The sequence below is a fragment of the Enterobacter sp. MALB-1 genome (assembly GCF_041021625.1).
Lineage (GTDB): Bacteria > Pseudomonadota > Gammaproteobacteria > Enterobacterales > Enterobacteriaceae > Enterobacter > Enterobacter oligotrophicus.
In genome coordinates, this window is sequence record NZ_JBDPJL010000001.1 from 2981333 (window position 1) to 3000385 (window position 19053).

Annotated in this window: 19 protein-coding genes; 14 read left to right on the forward strand and 5 right to left on the reverse strand. The window is 52.2% G+C overall.

All coding sequences use genetic code 11. From position 1 onward, the window contains the following. Positions 1-69: 69 nt before the first annotated feature. Positions 70-1179, reverse strand: coding sequence for an anion transporter (locus tag ABGB15_RS14255; RefSeq protein WP_215723411.1), 1110 nt, complete (start codon positions 1177-1179; stop codon positions 70-72). Further along, the gene (mntR, locus tag ABGB15_RS14260) at positions 1176-1649 is read right to left on the reverse strand and encodes a manganese-binding transcriptional regulator MntR (protein ID WP_152083968.1); all 474 of its coding nucleotides are present in this window, start codon (positions 1647-1649) and stop codon (positions 1176-1178) included. Before mntR ends, ABGB15_RS14255 begins: the two co-directional genes overlap by 4 nt. Before the next feature lie 183 nt (positions 1650-1832). Between mntR and mntS the strand changes: the two genes are divergently transcribed. Next, the gene (gene mntS, locus ABGB15_RS14265; RefSeq protein ID WP_215723410.1) at positions 1833-1961 is read left to right on the forward strand and encodes a manganase accumulation protein MntS; all 129 of its coding nucleotides are present in this window, start codon (positions 1833-1835) and stop codon (positions 1959-1961) included. Positions 1962-2241: 280 nt separating this feature from the next. Beyond that, the gene (locus ABGB15_RS14270; RefSeq protein ID WP_152083966.1) at positions 2242-3825 is read left to right on the forward strand and encodes a phosphoethanolamine transferase; all 1584 of its coding nucleotides are present in this window, start codon (positions 2242-2244) and stop codon (positions 3823-3825) included. 162 nt (positions 3826-3987) lie between these two features. Here the strand turns inward: ABGB15_RS14270 and ompX are convergent, their stop codons facing one another. Next, positions 3988-4506 (reverse strand): outer membrane protein OmpX, encoded by a 519-nt coding sequence (ompX, locus tag ABGB15_RS14275; RefSeq protein WP_152083965.1) that lies wholly within the window; start codon positions 4504-4506, stop codon positions 3988-3990. Positions 4507-4860: 354 nt separating this feature from the next. Between ompX and rhtA the strand changes: the two genes are divergently transcribed. From rhtA to ybiO, 6 genes are all read left to right on the forward strand, one after another. Further along, entirely contained in the window at positions 4861-5748 is an 888-nt protein-coding gene (gene rhtA, locus ABGB15_RS14280; protein ID WP_152083964.1) for a threonine/homoserine exporter RhtA, read from the forward strand. Between the two features lie 298 nt (positions 5749-6046). Next, positions 6047-6550 (forward strand): DNA starvation/stationary phase protection protein Dps, encoded by a 504-nt coding sequence (dps, locus tag ABGB15_RS14285; protein WP_215723409.1) that lies wholly within the window; start codon positions 6047-6049, stop codon positions 6548-6550. A gap of 361 nt (positions 6551-6911) precedes the next feature. Then, positions 6912-7655 carry a glutamine ABC transporter substrate-binding protein GlnH gene (gene glnH / locus ABGB15_RS14290; protein ID WP_152083962.1) on the forward strand — a complete coding sequence of 248 codons (744 nt, stop codon included), beginning with the start codon at positions 6912-6914 and terminating at the stop codon, positions 7653-7655. A 93-nt stretch (positions 7656-7748) separates the two neighbouring features. Continuing rightward, entirely contained in the window at positions 7749-8408 is a 660-nt protein-coding gene (glnP, locus tag ABGB15_RS14295; RefSeq protein ID WP_003858462.1) for a glutamine ABC transporter permease GlnP, read from the forward strand. After that, entirely contained in the window at positions 8405-9127 is a 723-nt protein-coding gene (gene glnQ / locus ABGB15_RS14300) for a glutamine ABC transporter ATP-binding protein GlnQ (protein WP_215723408.1), read from the forward strand. The genes glnP and glnQ overlap by 4 nt, the downstream gene beginning before the upstream one ends. A 124-nt stretch (positions 9128-9251) precedes the next feature. Continuing rightward, the gene (gene ybiO / locus ABGB15_RS14305; protein WP_215723407.1) at positions 9252-11465 is read left to right on the forward strand and encodes a mechanosensitive channel protein; all 2214 of its coding nucleotides are present in this window, start codon (positions 9252-9254) and stop codon (positions 11463-11465) included. Positions 11466-11504: 39 nt separating this feature from the next. Here the strand turns inward: ybiO and rlmF are convergent, their stop codons facing one another. Next, positions 11505-12416, reverse strand: coding sequence for a 23S rRNA (adenine(1618)-N(6))-methyltransferase RlmF (gene rlmF / locus ABGB15_RS14310; protein WP_167515552.1), 912 nt, complete (start codon positions 12414-12416; stop codon positions 11505-11507). Between the two features lie 241 nt (positions 12417-12657). On the opposite strand from rlmF, the gene mcbA reads away from it, so the two are divergent. The 3 genes from mcbA to ybiJ all read left to right on the forward strand — a co-directional run bounded on the left by mcbA (position 12658) and on the right by ybiJ (position 13862). Beyond that, positions 12658-12924 (forward strand): DUF1471 family periplasmic protein McbA, encoded by a 267-nt coding sequence (gene mcbA, locus ABGB15_RS14315; protein ID WP_152083958.1) that lies wholly within the window; start codon positions 12658-12660, stop codon positions 12922-12924. Positions 12925-13049: 125 nt separating this feature from the next. Further along, on the forward strand, positions 13050-13316 hold the full coding sequence (locus ABGB15_RS14320; protein WP_215723406.1) for a DksA/TraR family C4-type zinc finger protein: 267 nt from the start codon (positions 13050-13052) through the stop codon (positions 13314-13316). Positions 13317-13601: 285 nt separating this feature from the next. Further along, positions 13602-13862, forward strand: coding sequence for a DUF1471 family protein YbiJ (gene ybiJ / locus ABGB15_RS14325; protein ID WP_152083956.1), 261 nt, complete (start codon positions 13602-13604; stop codon positions 13860-13862). A gap of 115 nt (positions 13863-13977) precedes the next feature. On the opposite strand, the gene ybiB is transcribed toward ybiJ, so the two are convergent. After that, on the reverse strand, positions 13978-14940 hold the full coding sequence (ybiB, locus tag ABGB15_RS14330; RefSeq protein WP_215723405.1) for a DNA-binding protein YbiB: 963 nt from the start codon (positions 14938-14940) through the stop codon (positions 13978-13980). A gap of 258 nt (positions 14941-15198) precedes the next feature. Here ybiB and ABGB15_RS14335 point away from each other — a divergent pair, with 258 nt between their 5' ends. The 3 genes from ABGB15_RS14335 (at position 15199) to ABGB15_RS14345 (ending at position 19053) form a co-directional block, all read left to right on the forward strand. Next, a complete protein-coding gene (locus tag ABGB15_RS14335) occupies positions 15199-15735 on the forward strand; it encodes a fimbrial protein (protein ID WP_152083954.1) in 537 nt (178 codons plus the stop codon). A 69-nt stretch (positions 15736-15804) separates the two neighbouring features. Then, a complete protein-coding gene (locus tag ABGB15_RS14340) occupies positions 15805-16479 on the forward strand; it encodes a molecular chaperone (RefSeq protein ID WP_215723404.1) in 675 nt (224 codons plus the stop codon). Positions 16480-16509: 30 nt separating this feature from the next. After that, a complete protein-coding gene (locus tag ABGB15_RS14345) occupies positions 16510-19053 on the forward strand; it encodes a fimbria/pilus outer membrane usher protein (protein ID WP_215723403.1) in 2544 nt (847 codons plus the stop codon).

Below are 19053 nucleotides of genomic sequence, written 5' to 3' on the forward strand. Positions count from 1 at the left end.
CACACTATGCCGTTCACTAAAGCTAGGACGTTGCTATACATTTGCCAGGATAAACTGACAAATAGCGCACTATATGAGAAGGAATAGTCCGAAACCGATCGTCACCGTCCAGAGCAACATCGGAATCGACCATAAATGGAAACGCCACCAGATGCGGCGATCGTTAGCCATCCGCAGGGCGATCAGGTTCGCCAGCGAGCCGGGCAGCAGGCCAAATCCGCCGACGTTAACCGCCCAGGCGAGAAGCGTCGTTGGGGGAACATAATTGAGCAACAGAATGGTGGAAGGCACATTGCTGATAAACTGCGACAGGCCAATCGCCGTCAGCCAGAGTCCCGGTTGCGACAGGCCGCTAACGCCGTGCAGAACGTTTTGCAGCGCCGGAAGCTGAATAAGCAAATGCACGTCAATAAACATCGCCATAAACACCAGCAGCAGCGTCCAGTCCACGCTCACCAGCACACGTCTTGCGAGGAATAAAAAGCCGCAGGCAACCAGCACCACGCCCACCAGCGCCTGTTTCATCTCCAGCGCCGTGAGGAAAACGATATACAGACCCAGGCAGCTCCAGACCAGACGCGGCTGCCACTGCGGGCTGGTTGTCCCGCTATGGTACTGCAGTTTTTTATCGGGAAAGGCAAACCAGCAGACCGTCATCAACGAGATCATCACCACCAGCGCCAGCGGGGCCATCTGCCAGGTATAGGCCACAAACGACAGCCCGGAACGCCCCCAGAGCAGGATATTTTGCGGGTTACCGATGGGCGTGAGCAGCGAACCGCCGTTAACGGCCAGCGCTTCAAAAATGATAAGACGGGTGACGGGGATTTCGCAGAGCTTACGCAGCGTGAGCGTCAGCGGCACCACGATGAACAGCGCCACATCGTTGGTGAGAAACGTTGACAGCACCGCCGCAGAAAAGACCATAAACAGCGCCAGCTTGCGCTCTGTGGCAAAGCGGCGCACCATTTTGCGCCCCAGCACATCAAAATAACCGCTAAGCTCGACACCTTTGGTGAGCATCATTAAGCCGCTCAGGGTAACGATCGTGCGCCAGTCAATCGCCGCGGGCCAGGTGTGAGGCGCAAACGGCACAAAGAGGCTGAGTCCTGCACCGGTGATGAGTAAAAGATGAAAAAAACGATCGCGAGCCAGAGCCCGCAGTCCAGGGATTGTCATTCAGCAGAGGGACCGTATTTGCGGGTAAATTCGCGGAACTTCGCCAGCGTCTCTTCGCTGACGTGATGTTCCATCCCTTCCGCATCCCGACGGGCAATCTCCGGGCTTACGCCCAGCACCAGTAAAAAGTTTTCGACGATCTGATGACGCTCACGGCTCTCCTGCGCCAGTTTTTCACCTTCCGCCGTCAGAAATACGCCGCGCCATGGGATCATTTCGATCAGCCCCACTGACGCCAGCCGCTTTAGCATTTTGGCAACAGTCGGCTGCGAAACGCCCAGACGCGCCGCCATATCCACCTGACGCGCTTCGCCAACCTCGCGAATCAAATCGGAGATCAACTCAACATAGTCATCAATCAGCTCCCGGCGATGCGCTTCACGTACCTGGCGGAACCCTTCGACATGTTCTTCAACATTCACCAGTTGCGTCGTTTTTTTTGTTGTTGGCTTACCTGCGCGACGGTTCATTGTGCTTCCTCAGTGGGGTGACGCTTCCCAGCGCCCTGTAACAGAGCGCACATTGTAAACCATAGCTCTACAAGCACAAAAAATTAACGAATTAGCCATAGCTATACAATATAGCCTGTGCTATATCTGTATGTAATGCAGTCACCCTTCACGGATCGAAGGGATCTCAAACCAGGAGGCAATATGAACGAATTCAAGAGGTGTATGAACGTGTTTACCCACTCTCCATTCAAGGTACGCTTAATGCTGCTGAACATGCTGTGCGATATGTTCAACACCAAACCCGATCAGGACGACAAATCCTCGCACTAAGCGGCGTCGCGGTACGCCGCTTCATTTTTCCGTCACACTCCCCCTGTAAACTGGCTTCTGGCCGCCCAATTCCCGATCTTTTTCACGGATTTGCAGCCCCCTTCGCAAAACATCTGTTTAGCAACTGTTGACCTTATTTCGCGCTCGCACTATCTTCTTGCAGCCCTGCACTATTTGCGGCTCGCTGAAGCGGACCCTTCATTCCCTCTCCACGCACTGTCAGGCAGGATTTGACCCTCGACGCCAGGGTGAGCACATGGCGTTTTCATGATAGTGATCTATGAACGTAACCCTGAAAGAAACACTTGTTACCCGCAGCCGGGCCTTAAGCCCGTGGACGGGATTTTACTTTCTGCAATCGCTGCTGATTAACTTTGCGCTTGGCTATCCCTTTAGCCTGCTTTATGCCGTTGCCTTCACCTGCGTACTTCATCTGCTGTGGCGCAGTACGCCGCGTGTACAGCAAGCATTCGTCGGGATCTGTTCGCTGGTCGCTGCCTTCTATTTCCCGTTTGGTCAGGCCTATGGCTCGCCAAACTTTAATACCCTGCTGGCGCTGCACTCCACCAACATGGAAGAGTCGACAGAGATCCTGACCATCTTCCCGTGGTACAGCTATGTGGTTGGTCTTTTCATCTTTGCGCTTGGCGTCATCGCCGTTCGCCGTAAACCGGAAGAGAAAAAAGCCTGGGGCAAAATCGAATACCTGTGCCTGGTATTTAGCGTGGCAACATTTTTTGTTACGCCGGTACAAAACCTGGCCTGGGGCGGCGTGTTTAAGCTGAAAGATACGGGCTACCCGGTGTTCCGCTTTGTGAAGGACGTCGTGGTCAATAATGAGGAAGTGCTCGACGAACAGGCGCGCATGGCGGAGCTTTCAAATATGAAAGACACCTGGAGTGTGCTGGCAGTGAAGCCTAAATATCATCTCTATGTGGTGGTGATCGGCGAAAGCGCGCGTCGTGATGCACTGGGTGCTTTTGGCGGCCACTGGGATAACACGCCGTTTGCCAGTTCCGTGAACGGTACGCTGTTTACCGACTACATCGCCGCCAGCGGCTCAACGCAGAAATCCCTCGGCCTGACGCTAAACCGCGTGGTAGACGGCAAACCCCAGTTTCAGGATAACGTAGTCACCCTGGCTAACCGCGCGGGCTTCCAGACATGGTGGTTCTCCAACCAGGGACAAATTGGCGAATACGATACGGCCATCGCCAGTATCGCGAAACGTGCTGACGAAGTGCAGTTCCTGAAAAGCGGTGATTTTGAAGCCGATAAAAATACCAAAGATGAAGCCCTGCTGAAGATGACGGCGCAGGTCTTTGCGACCCAACGCACCCAGCCGCAGCTGATTGTCCTGCATTTGATGGGGTCACACCCGCAGGCGTGCGATCGTACCGGGGGAAAATACGCGGAGTTTGTGCAGTCGAAAGAGACCTCATGCTATCTCTACACCATGACGCAAACCGATGACCTGCTCAGCAAGCTGTATGCGCAACTGCGCAACACCGGCGACACGTTCTCGATGGTCTATTTCTCGGATCACGGTCTGGCCTTTAAAGAGCGTGGCAAAGAGGTGCAGTACCTGGCGCATGATGACAAGTTCCAGCAGAACTTCCAGGTGCCGTTTATGGTGCTCTCCAGCGACGACAAAGCCCATCGCATCATCAAAGCGCGACGCTCAGCGAATGATTTCCTGAAATTCTTCTCGCAGTGGACGGGGATTACTGCGCAGCAGATAAAAAATGATTATCCGTTTATCTCAAACAAAAAAGCGCCGCCGGTTTACATTACCAACTTCAAGTTACAGAAAGTGGACTATAACCATTTGGGTACGGATATTTTTGATATTAAGAGTAAGTAAACTCTGCCGACTCGTGCGGCCTGATGCCCTCACCCTGGCCCTCTCCCACGGGAAGAGGGAACAAACACTAAAAACGGCAACCTGGGGTTGCCGTTTTGCTTTTATCTTCCACAAAAAAAATCCGCCACATTGGGCGGATTTTTTATTAACTCACCGAAGTGATTAGAAGCGGTAACCTACGCCCGCGATCCAGGTGCCAACGTCAACGTTGCGGATGCGGCTCTGCTCATAGGAGAAGTCCAGAGCAACGTTTTCGATTGGGTTGAACTGCATGCCCGCGCCATAGGAGAAACCGTAGTCGCTGTTGCTTGCAGTGCGGTTAGCACCTTCGTTTTCAGTCTGCTGGAATTTACCGTAGCCAACACCTACAACACCGTAGATGCTTGCCCAGTCGTTCAGGCGGTAAGCAGGACCCGCGGTGATACCGTAGTACTGACCTTTGTTATATGCGCCGTCTTCAAAACGATCTTTCTCGGTGTAGGTGAAAGAACCGATTACGCCCAGCGGGTTGTTATCCTGCTCGTAACGATACTTCAGGTTGAAACCGTTGGTTTTGTTCATCACGCCCTGCATATCGCTCTGAGCGTAACCACCCGTTACGGTAGAAGTAGCAGCTACAGCAGTACCTGCGGAAACGGCCAGAACAGCAGCCAGTGCTGAAAGACATGCAATTTTTTTCATAACCACCTCAAATGTGCTTCAAGTAAATCCGTAAGTTTTAAATATATCAAAAATTCTTGTGAAACTCTTTGTCATTCGTGATGTCTAACGGGACCTTTCCTGTAACAGAACATTTCCACTGTCAGCTATCTCGTTCAAATATCGCAGAATTTCCGCTTTAAAACGCTAATAGTGCGCGTCATTACCGTTACATTCATCCAGATTATTCCTAATCTGACAGGCGATAAAACCAGCAACGCTTAACTATTTTACGGATTTTGCCTGGTTTTTTTTCAACAGTAGCTCAACCGTTGCCGCATATTTCTATTACACTGCGGCTTTTACCTTATCTGACATAAATTGACAGGAGAAAGGATGCCAGGGATATCCCGCAAAACGTCGGTATGGTTGCCGGTGGCTGTAATATTGATCGCGATGCTCTCTATTCAGAGTGGCGCGTCACTGGCGAAATCGCTCTTCCCGATCGTCGGAGCGCCTGGCGTCACGGCACTGCGTATCGCATTAGGGACACTCATCCTCGTGGTGATCTTCAAACCCTGGCGGTTGCGCGTCAAAAAAGAGCAACGTTTACCCCTGCTTTTTTACGGGCTGTCTCTGGGAGCGATGAACTATATGTTCTATCTCTCTATTCAGACCATCCCGCTTGGGATTGCCGTTGCGCTTGAATTTACAGGCCCGCTGGCGGTTGCCCTTTTCTCCTCCCGCCGCCCGGTCGATTTTATCTGGGTGGTGTTAGCCGTTCTGGGGCTCTGGTTCCTGCTGCCGCTGGGCCAACATGTTTCGCATATTGACCTGACAGGCGCAGCGCTGGCACTGGGGGCGGGCGCGTGCTGGGCCGTCTATATTCTTTCTGGCCAGCGCGCAGGGGAAGAACACGGGCCCGCAACGGTTGCGCTGGGTTCACTCATCGCGGCGGTTATCTTCGTCCCGCTCGGCATGGCTCAGGCAACGGAATCGCTGTGGCAGTGGTCCATCTTACCGGTGGGGCTGGCCGTAGCCGTGCTCTCAACGGCACTTCCCTACTCGCTGGAGATGATAGCCCTGACGCGGCTGCCTACGCGTATATTTGGTACGCTGATGAGCATGGAACCTGCCCTGGCCGCTATTTCCGGTATGGTTTTCCTCGGCGAAACCCTGACATTCACACAGACGCTGGCGCTCTGCTCAATTATTGCAGCCTCAATGGGGTCTACCTTGACCATGCGCCCTGAACCTAAAGTGAATAAAGTAGATATCAATTAATGGTGTATATTCTGCATGGCTTCAGCGCCATGCAGAATAATGCTCCACCCCGGCTATTCTTTAATTCCTTACACTCTTTGTCATAAAGACGAAATATGTTCCCCGCTGCTTTGCAGAAGGATGAATTAAGATTGATCTGCATCAATTTTTAATAACTCTATATTTTTCATGGCGTTAGTAATTCAAGCCCCTTCTCGCTATTAAACCGATAGGCAGAGCCAAGCCGCAGACGAAAAATCCGGTGCTATACTTAGTTCCGTAATTACCTGGGACACAAACATCAAGAGGATATGAGATTATGAGTACCGCTAAACTGGTGAAAACGAAAGCGTCTAATCTGCTTTATACCCGTAACGATGTACCGGACAGTGATAAAAAAGCGACGATTGAGTTGCTGAATCGCCAGGTGCTCCAGTTCATCGACCTGTCGTTGATCACCAAACAGGCCCACTGGAATATGCGCGGTGCAAACTTTATTGCCGTTCATGAAATGCTGGATGGCTTCCGCACAGCACTGGTCAGCCACCTTGACACGATGGCAGAACGCGCCGTGCAGTTAGGCGGCGTGGCGTTGGGTACAACGCAGGTTATCAACAGCAAAACGCCGCTGAAAAGCTATCCGCTGGATATCCACACCGTTCAGGATCACCTGAAAGAGCTGGCCGATCGCTATGCCATCGTGGCTAACGATGTCCGTAAAGCGATTGGTGAAGCCAAAGACGAAGACACTGCGGATATCTTCACCGCCGCGTCTCGCGACCTGGATCAATTCCTGTGGTTTATTGAGTCTAACATCGAATAAACCATACGAATTTCCTCTCAAACCCTCGCCTCTGGCGAGGGTTTTGCACATTTATGGTGCGGACTTTGGCCCTGCAACGGGGCAAAAGTGAATGAAATGTAATAATCACCTCACACAACGGTTAATGTAAGATTGTTTTTTCGTCAGAATCTGCGCTAAATATCATCCCGTTAGTTGTCCAAAACGAAGCGCACCAAAACGGTGCTCCATATTGGTGCAATTCGACATCATTGCCACGTTTATTGTGCAATGCGTGACATCATCCCCTTTTCAAAACAATGACTTGTAAAGTTGGCACGATTCTTTCATTGTGCCAGTCGTTCTCGCAGGGGATCGCCCCGTGGATATAAAAGGAAATGCTATGAAGTCTGTATTTAAAGTTTCACTGGCTGCACTTACCCTGGCTTTTGCGGTGTCTTCTCAGGCCGCCGACAAACTTGTTGTAGCAACTGACACGGCGTTCGTTCCGTTTGAATTCAAACAGGGTGATAAGTACGTTGGTTTCGACGTGGATCTCTGGGCCGCCATCGCGAAAGAACTGAAGCTGGATTACACCCTGAAGCCAATGGACTTCAGCGGCATCATCCCGGCGCTGCAAACTAAAAACGTTGACCTGGCGCTGGCCGGTATCACCATTACTGACGAACGTAAAAAAGCGATCGACTTCTCTGACGGCTACTACAAAAGCGGCCTGCTGGTGATGGTGAAAGCCGATAACAACGACGTGAAAAGCGTAAAAGATCTCGACGGTAAAGTGGTGGCAGTGAAGAGCGGCACCGGCTCCGTTGATTACGCGAAAGCCAACATCAAAACCAAAGACCTGCGCCAGTTCCCGAATATCGATAACGCCTACATGGAACTGGGCACCAACCGCGCTGATGCGGTTCTGCACGATACGCCAAACATCCTGTACTTCATCAAAACGGCAGGTAACGGCAAGTTCAAGGCAGTTGGTGAATCTCTGGAAGCACAGCAGTACGGTATTGCATTCCCGAAAGGCAGCGACGACCTGCGTAACAAAGTCAACGGCGCGCTGAAAACCCTGAAAGAGAACGGTACGTACAACGAAATCTATAAAAAATGGTTCGGTTCTGAGCCTAAATAATTCAGCCTGAATTCAGGTTTGTAACGCCCGGTAGCGCTTACGCTTGCCGGGCCTACATTTTTTGTTTTTCACCACGGTATACAGGAATACATCATGCAGTTTGACTGGAGCGCCATCTGGCCTGCCATTCCTCTCTTGCTTGAAGGCGCTAAAATGACCCTGTGGATTTCGGTCCTCGGTCTGGTTGGCGGGTTGATTATCGGCCTTGTTGCCGGTTTCGCCCGCACCTATGGCGGCTGGATTGCTAACCACATCGCGCTGGTTTTCATCGAAGTGATCCGCGGCACGCCAATTGTCGTGCAGGTCATGTTCATCTATTTCGCCCTGCCAATGGCCTTTACCGATCTGCGCATTGATCCGTTCAGCGCGGCCGTTGTGACCATCATGATCAACTCCGGTGCCTACATTGCAGAAATCACCCGTGGCGCGGTGTTGTCGATCCACAAAGGTTTCAGTGAAGCGGGTCTGGCATTAGGGCTTTCCCGTCGCGAAACCATCCGCCACGTTATTCTGCCGCTGGCACTGCGCCGCATGCTGCCACCGCTCGGTAACCAGTGGATCATCAGCATTAAAGATACGTCGCTGTTCATTGTGATCGGCGTAGCTGAGCTGACCCGTCAGGGCCAGGAAATTATTGCTGGCAACTTCCGTGCGCTGGAAATCTGGAGTGCGGTCGCCGTTGTCTACCTGATTATCACGCTGGTTCTGAGCTTTGTTCTGCGTCGTCTTGAAAGAAGGATGAAAATCCTGTGATTGAATTTAAAAACGTTTCCAAGCACTTTGGGCCAACCCAGGTGCTGCACAATATTGATCTGAACATCAAACAGGGTGAAGTGGTGGTGATTATCGGGCCATCCGGTTCCGGTAAATCGACGCTGTTACGCTGCATCAACAAGCTGGAAGAGATCACCAGCGGCAATCTGATTGTTGATGGCCTTAAGGTTAATGATCCGAAAGTGGACGAGCGCCTGATCCGCCAGGAAGCGGGCATGGTGTTCCAGCAGTTCTACCTCTTCCCACACCTGACGGCGCTGGAAAATGTGATGTTTGGCCCACTGCGCGTGCGCGGAGCCAGTAAAGCTGCCGCCGAAACTCTGGCAAAAGATCTGCTGGCGAAGGTCGGCCTCGCGGAGCGAGCGCACCACTACCCTTCTGAGCTGTCCGGTGGTCAACAACAGCGTGTGGCGATCGCCCGTGCGCTGGCGGTGAAGCCGAAAATGATGCTGTTTGATGAACCCACTTCCGCCCTCGACCCTGAGCTGCGTCACGAGGTGCTGAAAGTCATGCAGGATCTGGCCGAAGAAGGGATGACGATGGTTATCGTGACCCATGAAATCGGCTTTGCTGAGAAGGTGGCGTCCCGTCTGATCTTCATTGATAAAGGCCGTGTCGCGGAAGATGGCAATCCACAAGCACTTATTGCGAACCCGCCAAGTCAGCGTTTGCAGGAGTTTCTGCAGCACGTGTCGTAAAACGACACTGTTCAACAAGCCGGGCATGCCCGGCTTTTTTATGCCAGATTGTTCCCAAAAATCCCTCTCCGCTCCTCGCACTCTATACTTATCATTTTGTTGAACATTTTCACCGGAGGACGCCGTGCCGTGGATATTGTTGCTGTTGCTGAGCTTGTTTAGTGCGCCATCGCTTGCCGTCACGATCCCAGGTGTTACCACCGGAACCGCCACCACGCAGGAAAGCACGCCGCCACCGGAACCTGACGTTGAACAGAAAAAAGCGGCCTACAGCGCCCTGGCTGATGTGCTTGAAAACGACACCTCGCGGCAGGAGTTAATCGATCAGCTACGTAAAGTGGCTGCCACTCCGCCACAGGAGCAGGTCCCGACCATTACGCCGCCGGAGGTTAAAGAGCAAAAAACGGTGCTGGAGAATGTTACCGACGTCAGCCGTCACTATGGTGAAGCTCTCTCCTCGCGTTTTGCCCAGCTCTACCGCAACCTGATTGGCTCCCCGCACAAGCCTTTTAATCCGCACACCTTCTCTGCGGCCGCCACTCAGTTTTTGATACTGGCTGGCGCGGTATTCATCTTTTACTGGCTGATACGCCTGTGCGCCTGGCCGTTATACCGAAAAATGGGCCACTGGGGGCGTAAAAAGAACCAGCAAAAAAGCAGCTGGTTACACCTGCCCGCCATGATCGCCGGAGCCTTTATCATTGATTTGCTGCTGCTGGCGCTAACGCTTTTTATCGGTCAGGTACTGGCCGACCATCTGAATACGGGCAACAAAACTATCGCCTTCCAGCAGGCGTTGTTCCTGAATGCTTTCGCGCTGATTGAATTTTTCAAGGCGTTGCTGCGTCTGATTTTTTGCCCGCACGTGCCGGACCTGCGCCCCTTTTCGATACGGGATGAGAGCGCCAGATACTGGGCTGTTCGTTTAAGCGTACTCAGCGGATTGATAGGTTACGGCCTGCTGGTGGCCGTGCCGATAATCTCCAACCAGGTCAACGTGCAGTTTGGCGCGCTGGCGAATGTGCTGATCATGCTCTGCATCACCGTCTGGGCGCTCTACCTGATCTTCCACAATAAAAAATCGATCACCGAGAGTCTGCTGCATCTGGCCGATCGAACGCTCTCTTTCTTCAGCCTGTTTATTCGCGCCTTCGCTCTGGTGTGGCACTGGCTGGCAAGCGCGTACTTTATTGTCCTGTGCTTCTTCTCGCTGTTTGATCCCGGTAACAGCCTGAAGTTTATGATGGGCGCAACGTTCAAAAGCCTGGCGATTATCGGCATTGCAGCCTTTGTTTCGGGCCTGCTGTCTCGCTGGATTTCAAAAACCATTACCCTGTCGCCACAGGTCCAGCGTAGCTATCCGGAACTGCAAAAACGGGTTAATGGCTGGATGTCGGTATCGCTTAAAGTGGCGCGCATTCTGACCGTCTGCGTGGCCATTATGCTGCTCCTCAACGCCTGGGGCCTGTTTGATTTCTGGAACTGGCTGCACAACGGCGCAGGGGAAAAAACCGTTGATATTCTGATTCGTATCGCGCTGATTTTGTTCTTTTCCGCCGTCGGCTGGACGCTTCTTGCCAGCCTTATTGAGAACCGGCTGGTCTCGGATATCCACGGCAGGCCGCTACCCAGCGCGCGCGCCAGAACGCTGTTAACCCTGTTCCGTAACGCGCTGGCGGTAATCATCAGCACCATTACCATCATGATTGTGCTCTCGGAAATCGGCGTGAATATCGCCCCGCTGCTGGCCGGTGCAGGTGCTCTGGGGCTGGCGATCTCCTTCGGTTCGCAAACGCTGGTGAAAGATATCATCACCGGCATCTTCATCCAGTTTGAGAACGGCATGAATACGGGCGATCTGGTGACCATTGGGCCGTTGACCGGTACGGTGGAGCGGATGTCCATTCGCTCCGTTGGCGTGCGTCAGGATACCGGTGCGTACCACATTATTCCGTGGTCATCGATCACGACCTTCGCCAACTTTGTGCGCGGGATTGGCTCCGTTGTGGCGAACTACGATGTGGATCGTCACGAGGATGCGGATAAAGCGAAGCAGGCGCTACGGGATGCGGTCAGCGAACTGATGGAGATGGAGGATATTCGCGGGCTGGTGATTGGCGAGCCGTCCTTTGCGGGTATTGTGGGGCTGACGAATACCGCCTTTACCCTGCGCGTGTCGTTCACCACTCAGCCGCTGAAGCAGTGGACGGTGCGTTTTGCCCTCGACAGCATGGTGAAAAAGCACTTTGATCTGGCGGATGTGCGGATGCCGGTGCAGACGTATCAGGTGTTGCCATCGCCTGTGGCACCACCGCCGCCACAGGAGCCGACGTTGTAGCGTGGTTGCCCGGTGGCGTAACGCGACCGGGCCGAGCGATTACTTACTGCGTTTGTTATCGTCCATAAATGTCCAGGCGATAAAACGACTCTGTTTCTGGCCTTGGGCCATCTCTTTTTTCACCACTTTTACCGCACCGACGTCGGTCAATGCACGATACAGCGGCGGCAGGTTATCGCCACGCGATACCAGCGTGGTAAACCACTTCACCTGACGGCCAAATGATTGACTTTCGGCAATCATCCGCAGGATAAACGCCACTTCTCCTCCCTCGCACCATAGCTCCTGCTGCTGGCCGCCGAAGTTCAGCGCGGCGTCTTCAGCCTGCCCGAGGTTGCGACGCTTACGCTCGCTGCCCGCACGGGCCGCGGCGGCTGAGTCATGGAACGGCGGATTACACAAGGTGGCATCGTACTGCTCGTTCTTATGAATGATGCCGTTGAAGATTGAGGCAGCGTCTTTTTGGCGACGCAGGCGGATCGCGCGGCTTAAACCTGCATTTGCGCTGATAATCGCCTGTGCGCTGGAGAAGGCTTCAGCACTCGTTTCACTGCCGGTAAAACGCCAGTGATATTCGTGAGCACCAATCAGCGGGTAGATGAGATTTGCCCCCGTACCGATATCCAGAACGGACGCCTGTTCTGGTATCACACCATGATTATCGTCTGCCAGCAGGTCGGCGAGATGATGAACGTAATCGGCCCGGCCAGGAACTGGCGGACAGAGAAAGCCTTCGGGAATGTCCCAGTGCGTCACACCATAAAAATGAGCCAGCAGCGCTTTATTCAGGGTTTTGACTGCCTGCGGGTCGGCAAAGTTAACCGAAGGTTCGCCAGCAGGCGTCTGCACGATAAAGTCCTGCAACTCAGGGCAGCTCAGGCACAGCGCTTTCATATCATAGCGGCTGCGATGGCGGTTACGCGGGTGCAATCCCGGCTTTTGGGAAGTCATGGCATTCTCCTTTAAACAGCGGCGTAAGATACCCTTTGCTGACCCAACGGTAAATATCTCTCTGCGAAAGGGAAAAAAGCGACCAAAATCAGACGCCTGTATGTCTATGATCTGTCAATGATTTGTCAATTAATATCGTTCAAAAAATAAGCAGATCATAATCAAATTTTTGCGCTAAATCACACTCGCCAGGCTTCTAAACTTAAGGGGAATCACCTGTTGTTTCCCTGAGGATGTGATTATGAAAAAGTACCTGACCCTTGCTGTAATCGCTGGTGCGCTGACGACAGCGTCATTCTCTGCCTGGTCAGTTCAGCCTCTGACCGACGGCACAGATACCAGCCAGCTTCGACCTGCTGGTACGGTTTCAGTAAGCCGTGCGAGCAACCTTGACGATCTGCAGGATAAACTGGCTGAAAAAGCCCGCCAGGAAGGTGCCAAAGGTTTTGTGGTGAACTCCGCCGGTGGAGATAACCATATGTATGGTACAGCCACCATCTATAAATAATGTCTTAACCTGTCCCCTGACTGCATCTGCCCGACAGATGCAGTTTCTTTTTGTCCCGTCTTGACTGTACGATTTTTAACCCCATATTCATGTTATGCGTTCTGGATACCACTCAGGAGGGTGTTATGGCTTCCGGCTGGGCAAATGACGATGCCGTTAACGAACAGATCAACAGTACAATTGAAGATGCGGTTGCCCGCGCTCGCGGTGAAATTCCGCGCGGGGAGAGCTTATTTGAATGTGAAGAGTGCGGTGAGCCAATCCCTGAAGCGCGCCGTAAAGCCATTCCCGGCGTGCGGTTATGCATCACCTGCCAGCAGGAGAAAGATTCAAAAAATGCTTCTCACTCAGGATATAATCGCAGAGGATCGAAAGACAGCCAGTTACGTTGACTTTCCTTTACCAAAGTTAACCGCGCAAGCGGTTACCTTTACGCTCACGATTTTAAGTGAAACGTGTAGCAGAATGTGCCTTTCATACTCACTCTGTAAAGCGCAGCGACAAGAAGTGTAAATCGCCTCTCTGAATTTATTAATATTCAATAAGTTATTTGTCGTTCAGTTTTTTTGAGCAATGACGTCAATTCTCTTCGATTTTATCTCTCAGAAAAAAACGTGATACTTATCACATCGACGGAACATCGTCCCCTTAACAGAATAACCTGCGAGAGATTAATCATGAAAACCATCAAATATGCTGTTGCTGCTGTTGCCCTGTCCGCTCTGTCTTTTGGCGCATTCGCTGCAGAACCTGTCTCTTCTGCTCAGGCGCAGAGCCTCAACAAAATCGGTGTTGTCAGTGCTGAAGGCGCGACCACGCTGGACGGTCTGGAAGCCAAACTGGCTGAGAAAGCCGCAGCTGCCGGTGCAAGCGGTTATACCATCACTTCCGCGAACACCAATAACAAACTGAGCGGCACTGCGGTTATCTACAAATAATCGACCACATTATGCTCCACCCTCGCCATACCCTCTGGTGAGATGCTCCAACCCTCATTGACCCTGTTGTTGTTACCCTTGTTTGCCCGTCCGCCACTGGACGGGCTTTTTTTTGCTAAAACGCCTGCGCAATACGTTCCAGCCCGGCTTCTACCGTCTCTGCCTCACCCGTTGCCAGCAGACAGCAGGCCATCTGCAGCCTGATAGCGTGTGGAACAGGGACATTTCCGGCAAGGCACTGCGCAATCCAGTGGGCGGTGGTCTGCGGATCTTTTGCCTGTGGCAGGATCACATCGCTATTTTCTTCGCCACGCTCAAGCACAGCGCGCGTGCCTGCGGAATCAATCAGCGTCAGTTGCGGACAACGCTGCGGATTGGCATACACCTCACCTTCTGTCCCGTGCATCAGCAACGCCCGGCCACCGATCTCTTCAAAGAACTTACCGACCCGCGTCACGTACTCCGGGTGCGACACGCTGGAAAGGCGCAGCGCAGTATCCTCAGCAAACGGGGTAGCCAGTTTCGCCAGGGTGTGTGCGCTGTTGCGCACGCCCATCCGCCAGCGCATGTCCAGCTGCTTTTCCAGCGGCGGACAAAGCGCGCTAATCGGAATGTATACCGGCTGGTGGCCATCCAGCTTCGCCTGCGCTTGCCCGGCGTGCAGAGTCGGTTCAATCCCCAGTAGCGCAAAAATGGTTTCTGTCAGAACTCGGGTCGGATCTTCACTAACACCATGCACAACGACCGGAAAACCCAGTTTATTCAGCAAAATAGCCAACAGCGGCGTCAGGTTCGCCTGTTTGCGTGCGCCGTTATAGCTTGGGATCACAATCGGCATCGGTTTCGCCACGGGAGGCGTCAGGCGGAGGGTCTGCGCTTGCATTGCGTCGTAAAAGCCCCGCATCTCAGCCTCACCTTCACCTTTGATACGAAGTGCGATCAGAATACCGCCCATTTCAAGCTCAGGCACATCACCATTCAACATATGAGTGTAGAGCGCACGGGCGGTTTCCAGATCCAGGTCACGTGCATGATTTTTCCCACGCCCTACCTCTTTGATAATTTTGCGATAATCCACGACATCTCTCCTTACGGCATCATCTTGTTAACAATATAGCCCTGAAGAAGACCTCCACGGTAGTTTTTTATCATCGTTATCAAATCGCTGATTTAAATGAAATTAATTAAAAACAAGCATTATTTAAATTAATTGTGATTTATGCAGAAGATTCTTACACATCCTTTTTTTGGTTAAATACTCAGCGAAACATCATTGAGGATTAACGCTGAAACTGTCCAGGCAACATTTTTAGCGAAAAACATATCAGGATTTATTATGAACAAGGTTGCTTTAGGTTTATTCATCGCTGCAATGGTGGGATGTTCAGCATCCGCATTTGCAGCAACAAACGGTGAAGGTCAGATTAACTTCACGGGCGAAATTATTGATTCTGCTTGTCAGGTCGTTAATGGATTAAGTAATCCATTAAATGTGCAGTTAGGTAAAGTCTCAAAAACGGTATTCACCGGTGCAGGCTCCACCAGCACATTGACGAAGTTTGATATCCAGTTAAAAAATTGCCCGGAATCGGTCACCTCCGCTGCTATTAATTTTGGCGGTACGCCGGATACAAATAACAACTCTACGCTGGCAGTCACGCCAGAGGAAGATGCCGCAACAGGCGTCGCTATTCAGCTGGTTGATGCCTCAGAGCAGCCGGTCAGCCTGTATACGCCGTCTCAGCAGTATCCGTTAGCATCCGGAACCACCGTGAATGATCTGGAATTTGGTGCACGTTATATTCAAACCGAAGCGGCTATTACAGCGGGTCCGGCTAACTCTGTATCCACTTTCACCGTCATCTACAATTGATATTGTCAATCAAGAGATATGAGTTCTTTCCCCGGAACTGATATCTCTTCTTCTTATTGAGAAAGATTTATGCGTCACGGTTATTTACTTGCTTCTCTTTTACTGGCAGCAGCAACGGCACATGCCGGTGTCATTATTAATGGCACACGTCTGGTTTACCATGGAGATAAAAAGGAATCGTCTCTCGGTCTTTCAAACCCGGATTCAATGGATTATCTGGTCCAGTCCTGGGTCGACTCTGGCGGTAAAAAACTGAATAAAGCCCCCTTTCTTATTACTCCGCCGCTTTTCCGTCTTGATGCGAAAGAAGATAACGTTCTGCGTGTCGTGCGTACTGGGGGAAATTTGCCGGAAGATCGTGAGTCTCTGTACTGGCTGAATATTAAAGCGATCCCGTCATCAAAACGTGTGGAGGGGATGAACACTCTGCAAATCGCCATTAATACGCGTATTAAATTGTTGTATCGCCCTGCAGCGGTAAAGGGTCAACCTGAAGACGTCGCGGAAAAACTTGAATGGCATCGCGAAGGTCACGATCTGGTTGTTAATAACCCAACACCTTTTTATATGAATTTCCAGACGGTCACACTGAACGGCCATAAAGTTGCTAAAGCAAACTGGGCAGTACCCAAAAGCGAAACCCATTTTGCCTTGCCTGATAATACCGGGGGCACAAACGTGTCATGGTCAATTATTACCGATTACGGCAGCATCAGTCATACCTGGTCTTCAACCGTTAATTAAGTCATTCATGTACAGACACGCTAAATAATCATGTACAGCACTAAAAAGCCCTTTACCTGCCGCTTATCCCCTTTGCTGACCCTGTTGTGTGGTCTGGCAATGGCGATCTTTGCACAGCAGGTCTGGGCTGATGATTATTTTAACCCGGCGTTACTGGATATTGATAATCCCCAGCAGGGAAAAACGGATCTGTCTCTCTATGAAAAAGGGCCAGGCCAGGCACCGGGTAAATATGAGGTGTCCATCTTTATTAATAATAATAAAATTGACACCCGTAATGTCACCTTCAAATTACAAAAAGATGCTAAAGGGAATAGTTCTCTTCAGCCATGTTTCAGCGCGGATGATTTAAAAAGCCTCGGCATTAAAACCAAAAAATACCCGCAACTGCTGAGTCAGGGCCAGTGCGCTGACCTGAGTGCGATACCTGCGGCCTCTGCTTCGTTTCATGTCCGAAATCAGCAGTTGCTGCTCAGCATTCCGCAAACTGCACTGGGCCAGGTACCGCGCGGCTATATCGACCCGAAAGAGTTCGATGAAGGGATCACCGCAGGCATACTCAACTACAGCGCGACCGCCAGCCAAAGCCGTGCCCGGCAGCAGGGTGAACAGGACAACAGCAGCCAGTATGTCAACCTGCGCCCCGGATTGAACGTTGGAGCCTGGCGCGTTCGCAACTATTCAACATGGAATCGCAGCACCACGGGTAAAGAGGAACAGCAGAAGTTCTCTTCTGTTTATACCTATGCACAACGTGACATCGTGGCGATGAAAAGTGATGTTACGGTCGGGCAAAGTTCCTCGCCTTCAGATGTGTTCGACAGCGTGCCCTATACCGGTGTGCAGCTCAAATCAGACAGCGACATGCTGCCGGATAGCGAAAGAGGCTATGCGCCGATTATTCGCGGCACCGCACACAGTAACGCGCTGGTGATGGTACGCCAGAACGGCTATGTCATTTACCAGAACACCGTCGCACCGGGCGCGTTTGAAATTAACGATCTCTACCCGACAGGCAGCAGCGGCGATTTGCAGGTCACCGTCAAAGAGACGGACGGCAGCGAAAGCCATTTCGTGGTGCCTTACGCCTCTGTTCCCGTGCTGCAACGTGAAAAAAACCTCCGCTACAGCGTGACTGCAGGACGCTATCGCTCTTATGACAAAGATGTCGAGAAAACACCCTTTGCTCAGGGGAGTGCTATCTACGGTCTGCCTTATGGTTTTACCGCCTATGGCGGCGTACAGCAGAGCAGCCATTATCAGTCGCAGGCTTTTGGTGCCGGGAAAAACATGGGCGATCTCGGCGCGTTCTCCGTCGACGTGACGCGCGCAAAAGCGCTGCTGAAAAAGCAGCAGTCCAGCAAGGGGCAGTCCTGGCGCGTGCGCTACAGCAAAGATTTTGCCGGTACGGGGACGAATTTCTCGCTGGCGGGTTATCGCTACAACAGCAAAGGGTTTTACACCCTGGAAGACACCATGGAGTCGTATACCCGCTCGGACGACTGGTCTGCCCCACAGCAGCGCCGTGCCCGCACTGAAGCTACCGTCGATCAAACGCTGCCCGAGGGCTGGGGCTCGTTCACCCTGAGCCTGGTAAAAGAGACCTACTGGAACCAGAGCCAGGACATGACCTCAATGGGCATCAGTTATAACAACAGCTGGCACGGCGTGAGTTACAGCCTGAGCTACAGCATGAATAAAAATACCCAGGACAGCGATGAGGATGGTGAATCTGTTACCAATGACAACCAGTTCTCGTTAAACATTTCGGTTCCGCTTGATCACTGGATGCATAACACCTGGGCCACTTACAACCTGAACAACACCAAAGACGGGACGACGCAGAATTTCGGTCTTAACGGTACCGCGCTGCCGGAAGACAACCTGAACTGGAATATTCAGGAGGGGCTCAGCACCACTGGCAGCGGCAGTTCAACCAGTATGACTGCCGATTACAAAGGCACCTACGGTGAAGCGAGCGGCGGCGTCAGCCAGGACAAATATCAGCAGACGGTGAACGTCGGGCTGCAGGGCGGCATGATCGCCCACGCTAACGGCATCACGCTGAGCCAGCCGCTGGGTGAAACTATCGCCCTGGTAAAAGCGCCCGGAACGCACGGCACTCATATTGCTAACCAGACCGGTGTCGAAACCGATTTCCGCGGCTATACCGTGGTGCCGTTCATCACCGCTTATCGCCATAACACCGTTGCACTGGATACCGAAACGCTGCCGGACGATGCCGACGTCACTCACGCTGCGCAAATTGTCACGCCAACGCGCGGTGCCGTGGTGCGCGCCAGCTTTAATACCCGCGTGGGTAACCGTGTACTGATGACGCTTACGCATAACGGTAAACCGCTGCCCTTCGGCGCAACGGTCACCACAGACGATAAGGACAATGAGTTTATCGTCGGTAACGATGGGCAGACCTATCTCTCTGGTTTGCCGCAGCAAGGACACCTTGCCGTCTCCTGGGGGCAGGATTCCAGCGAACATTGCGTCGCTGACTACGCGCTAACGGATGAGAAAGATAAATCCAGCATCATTAACGCTGCCGCGCAGTGTCATTGA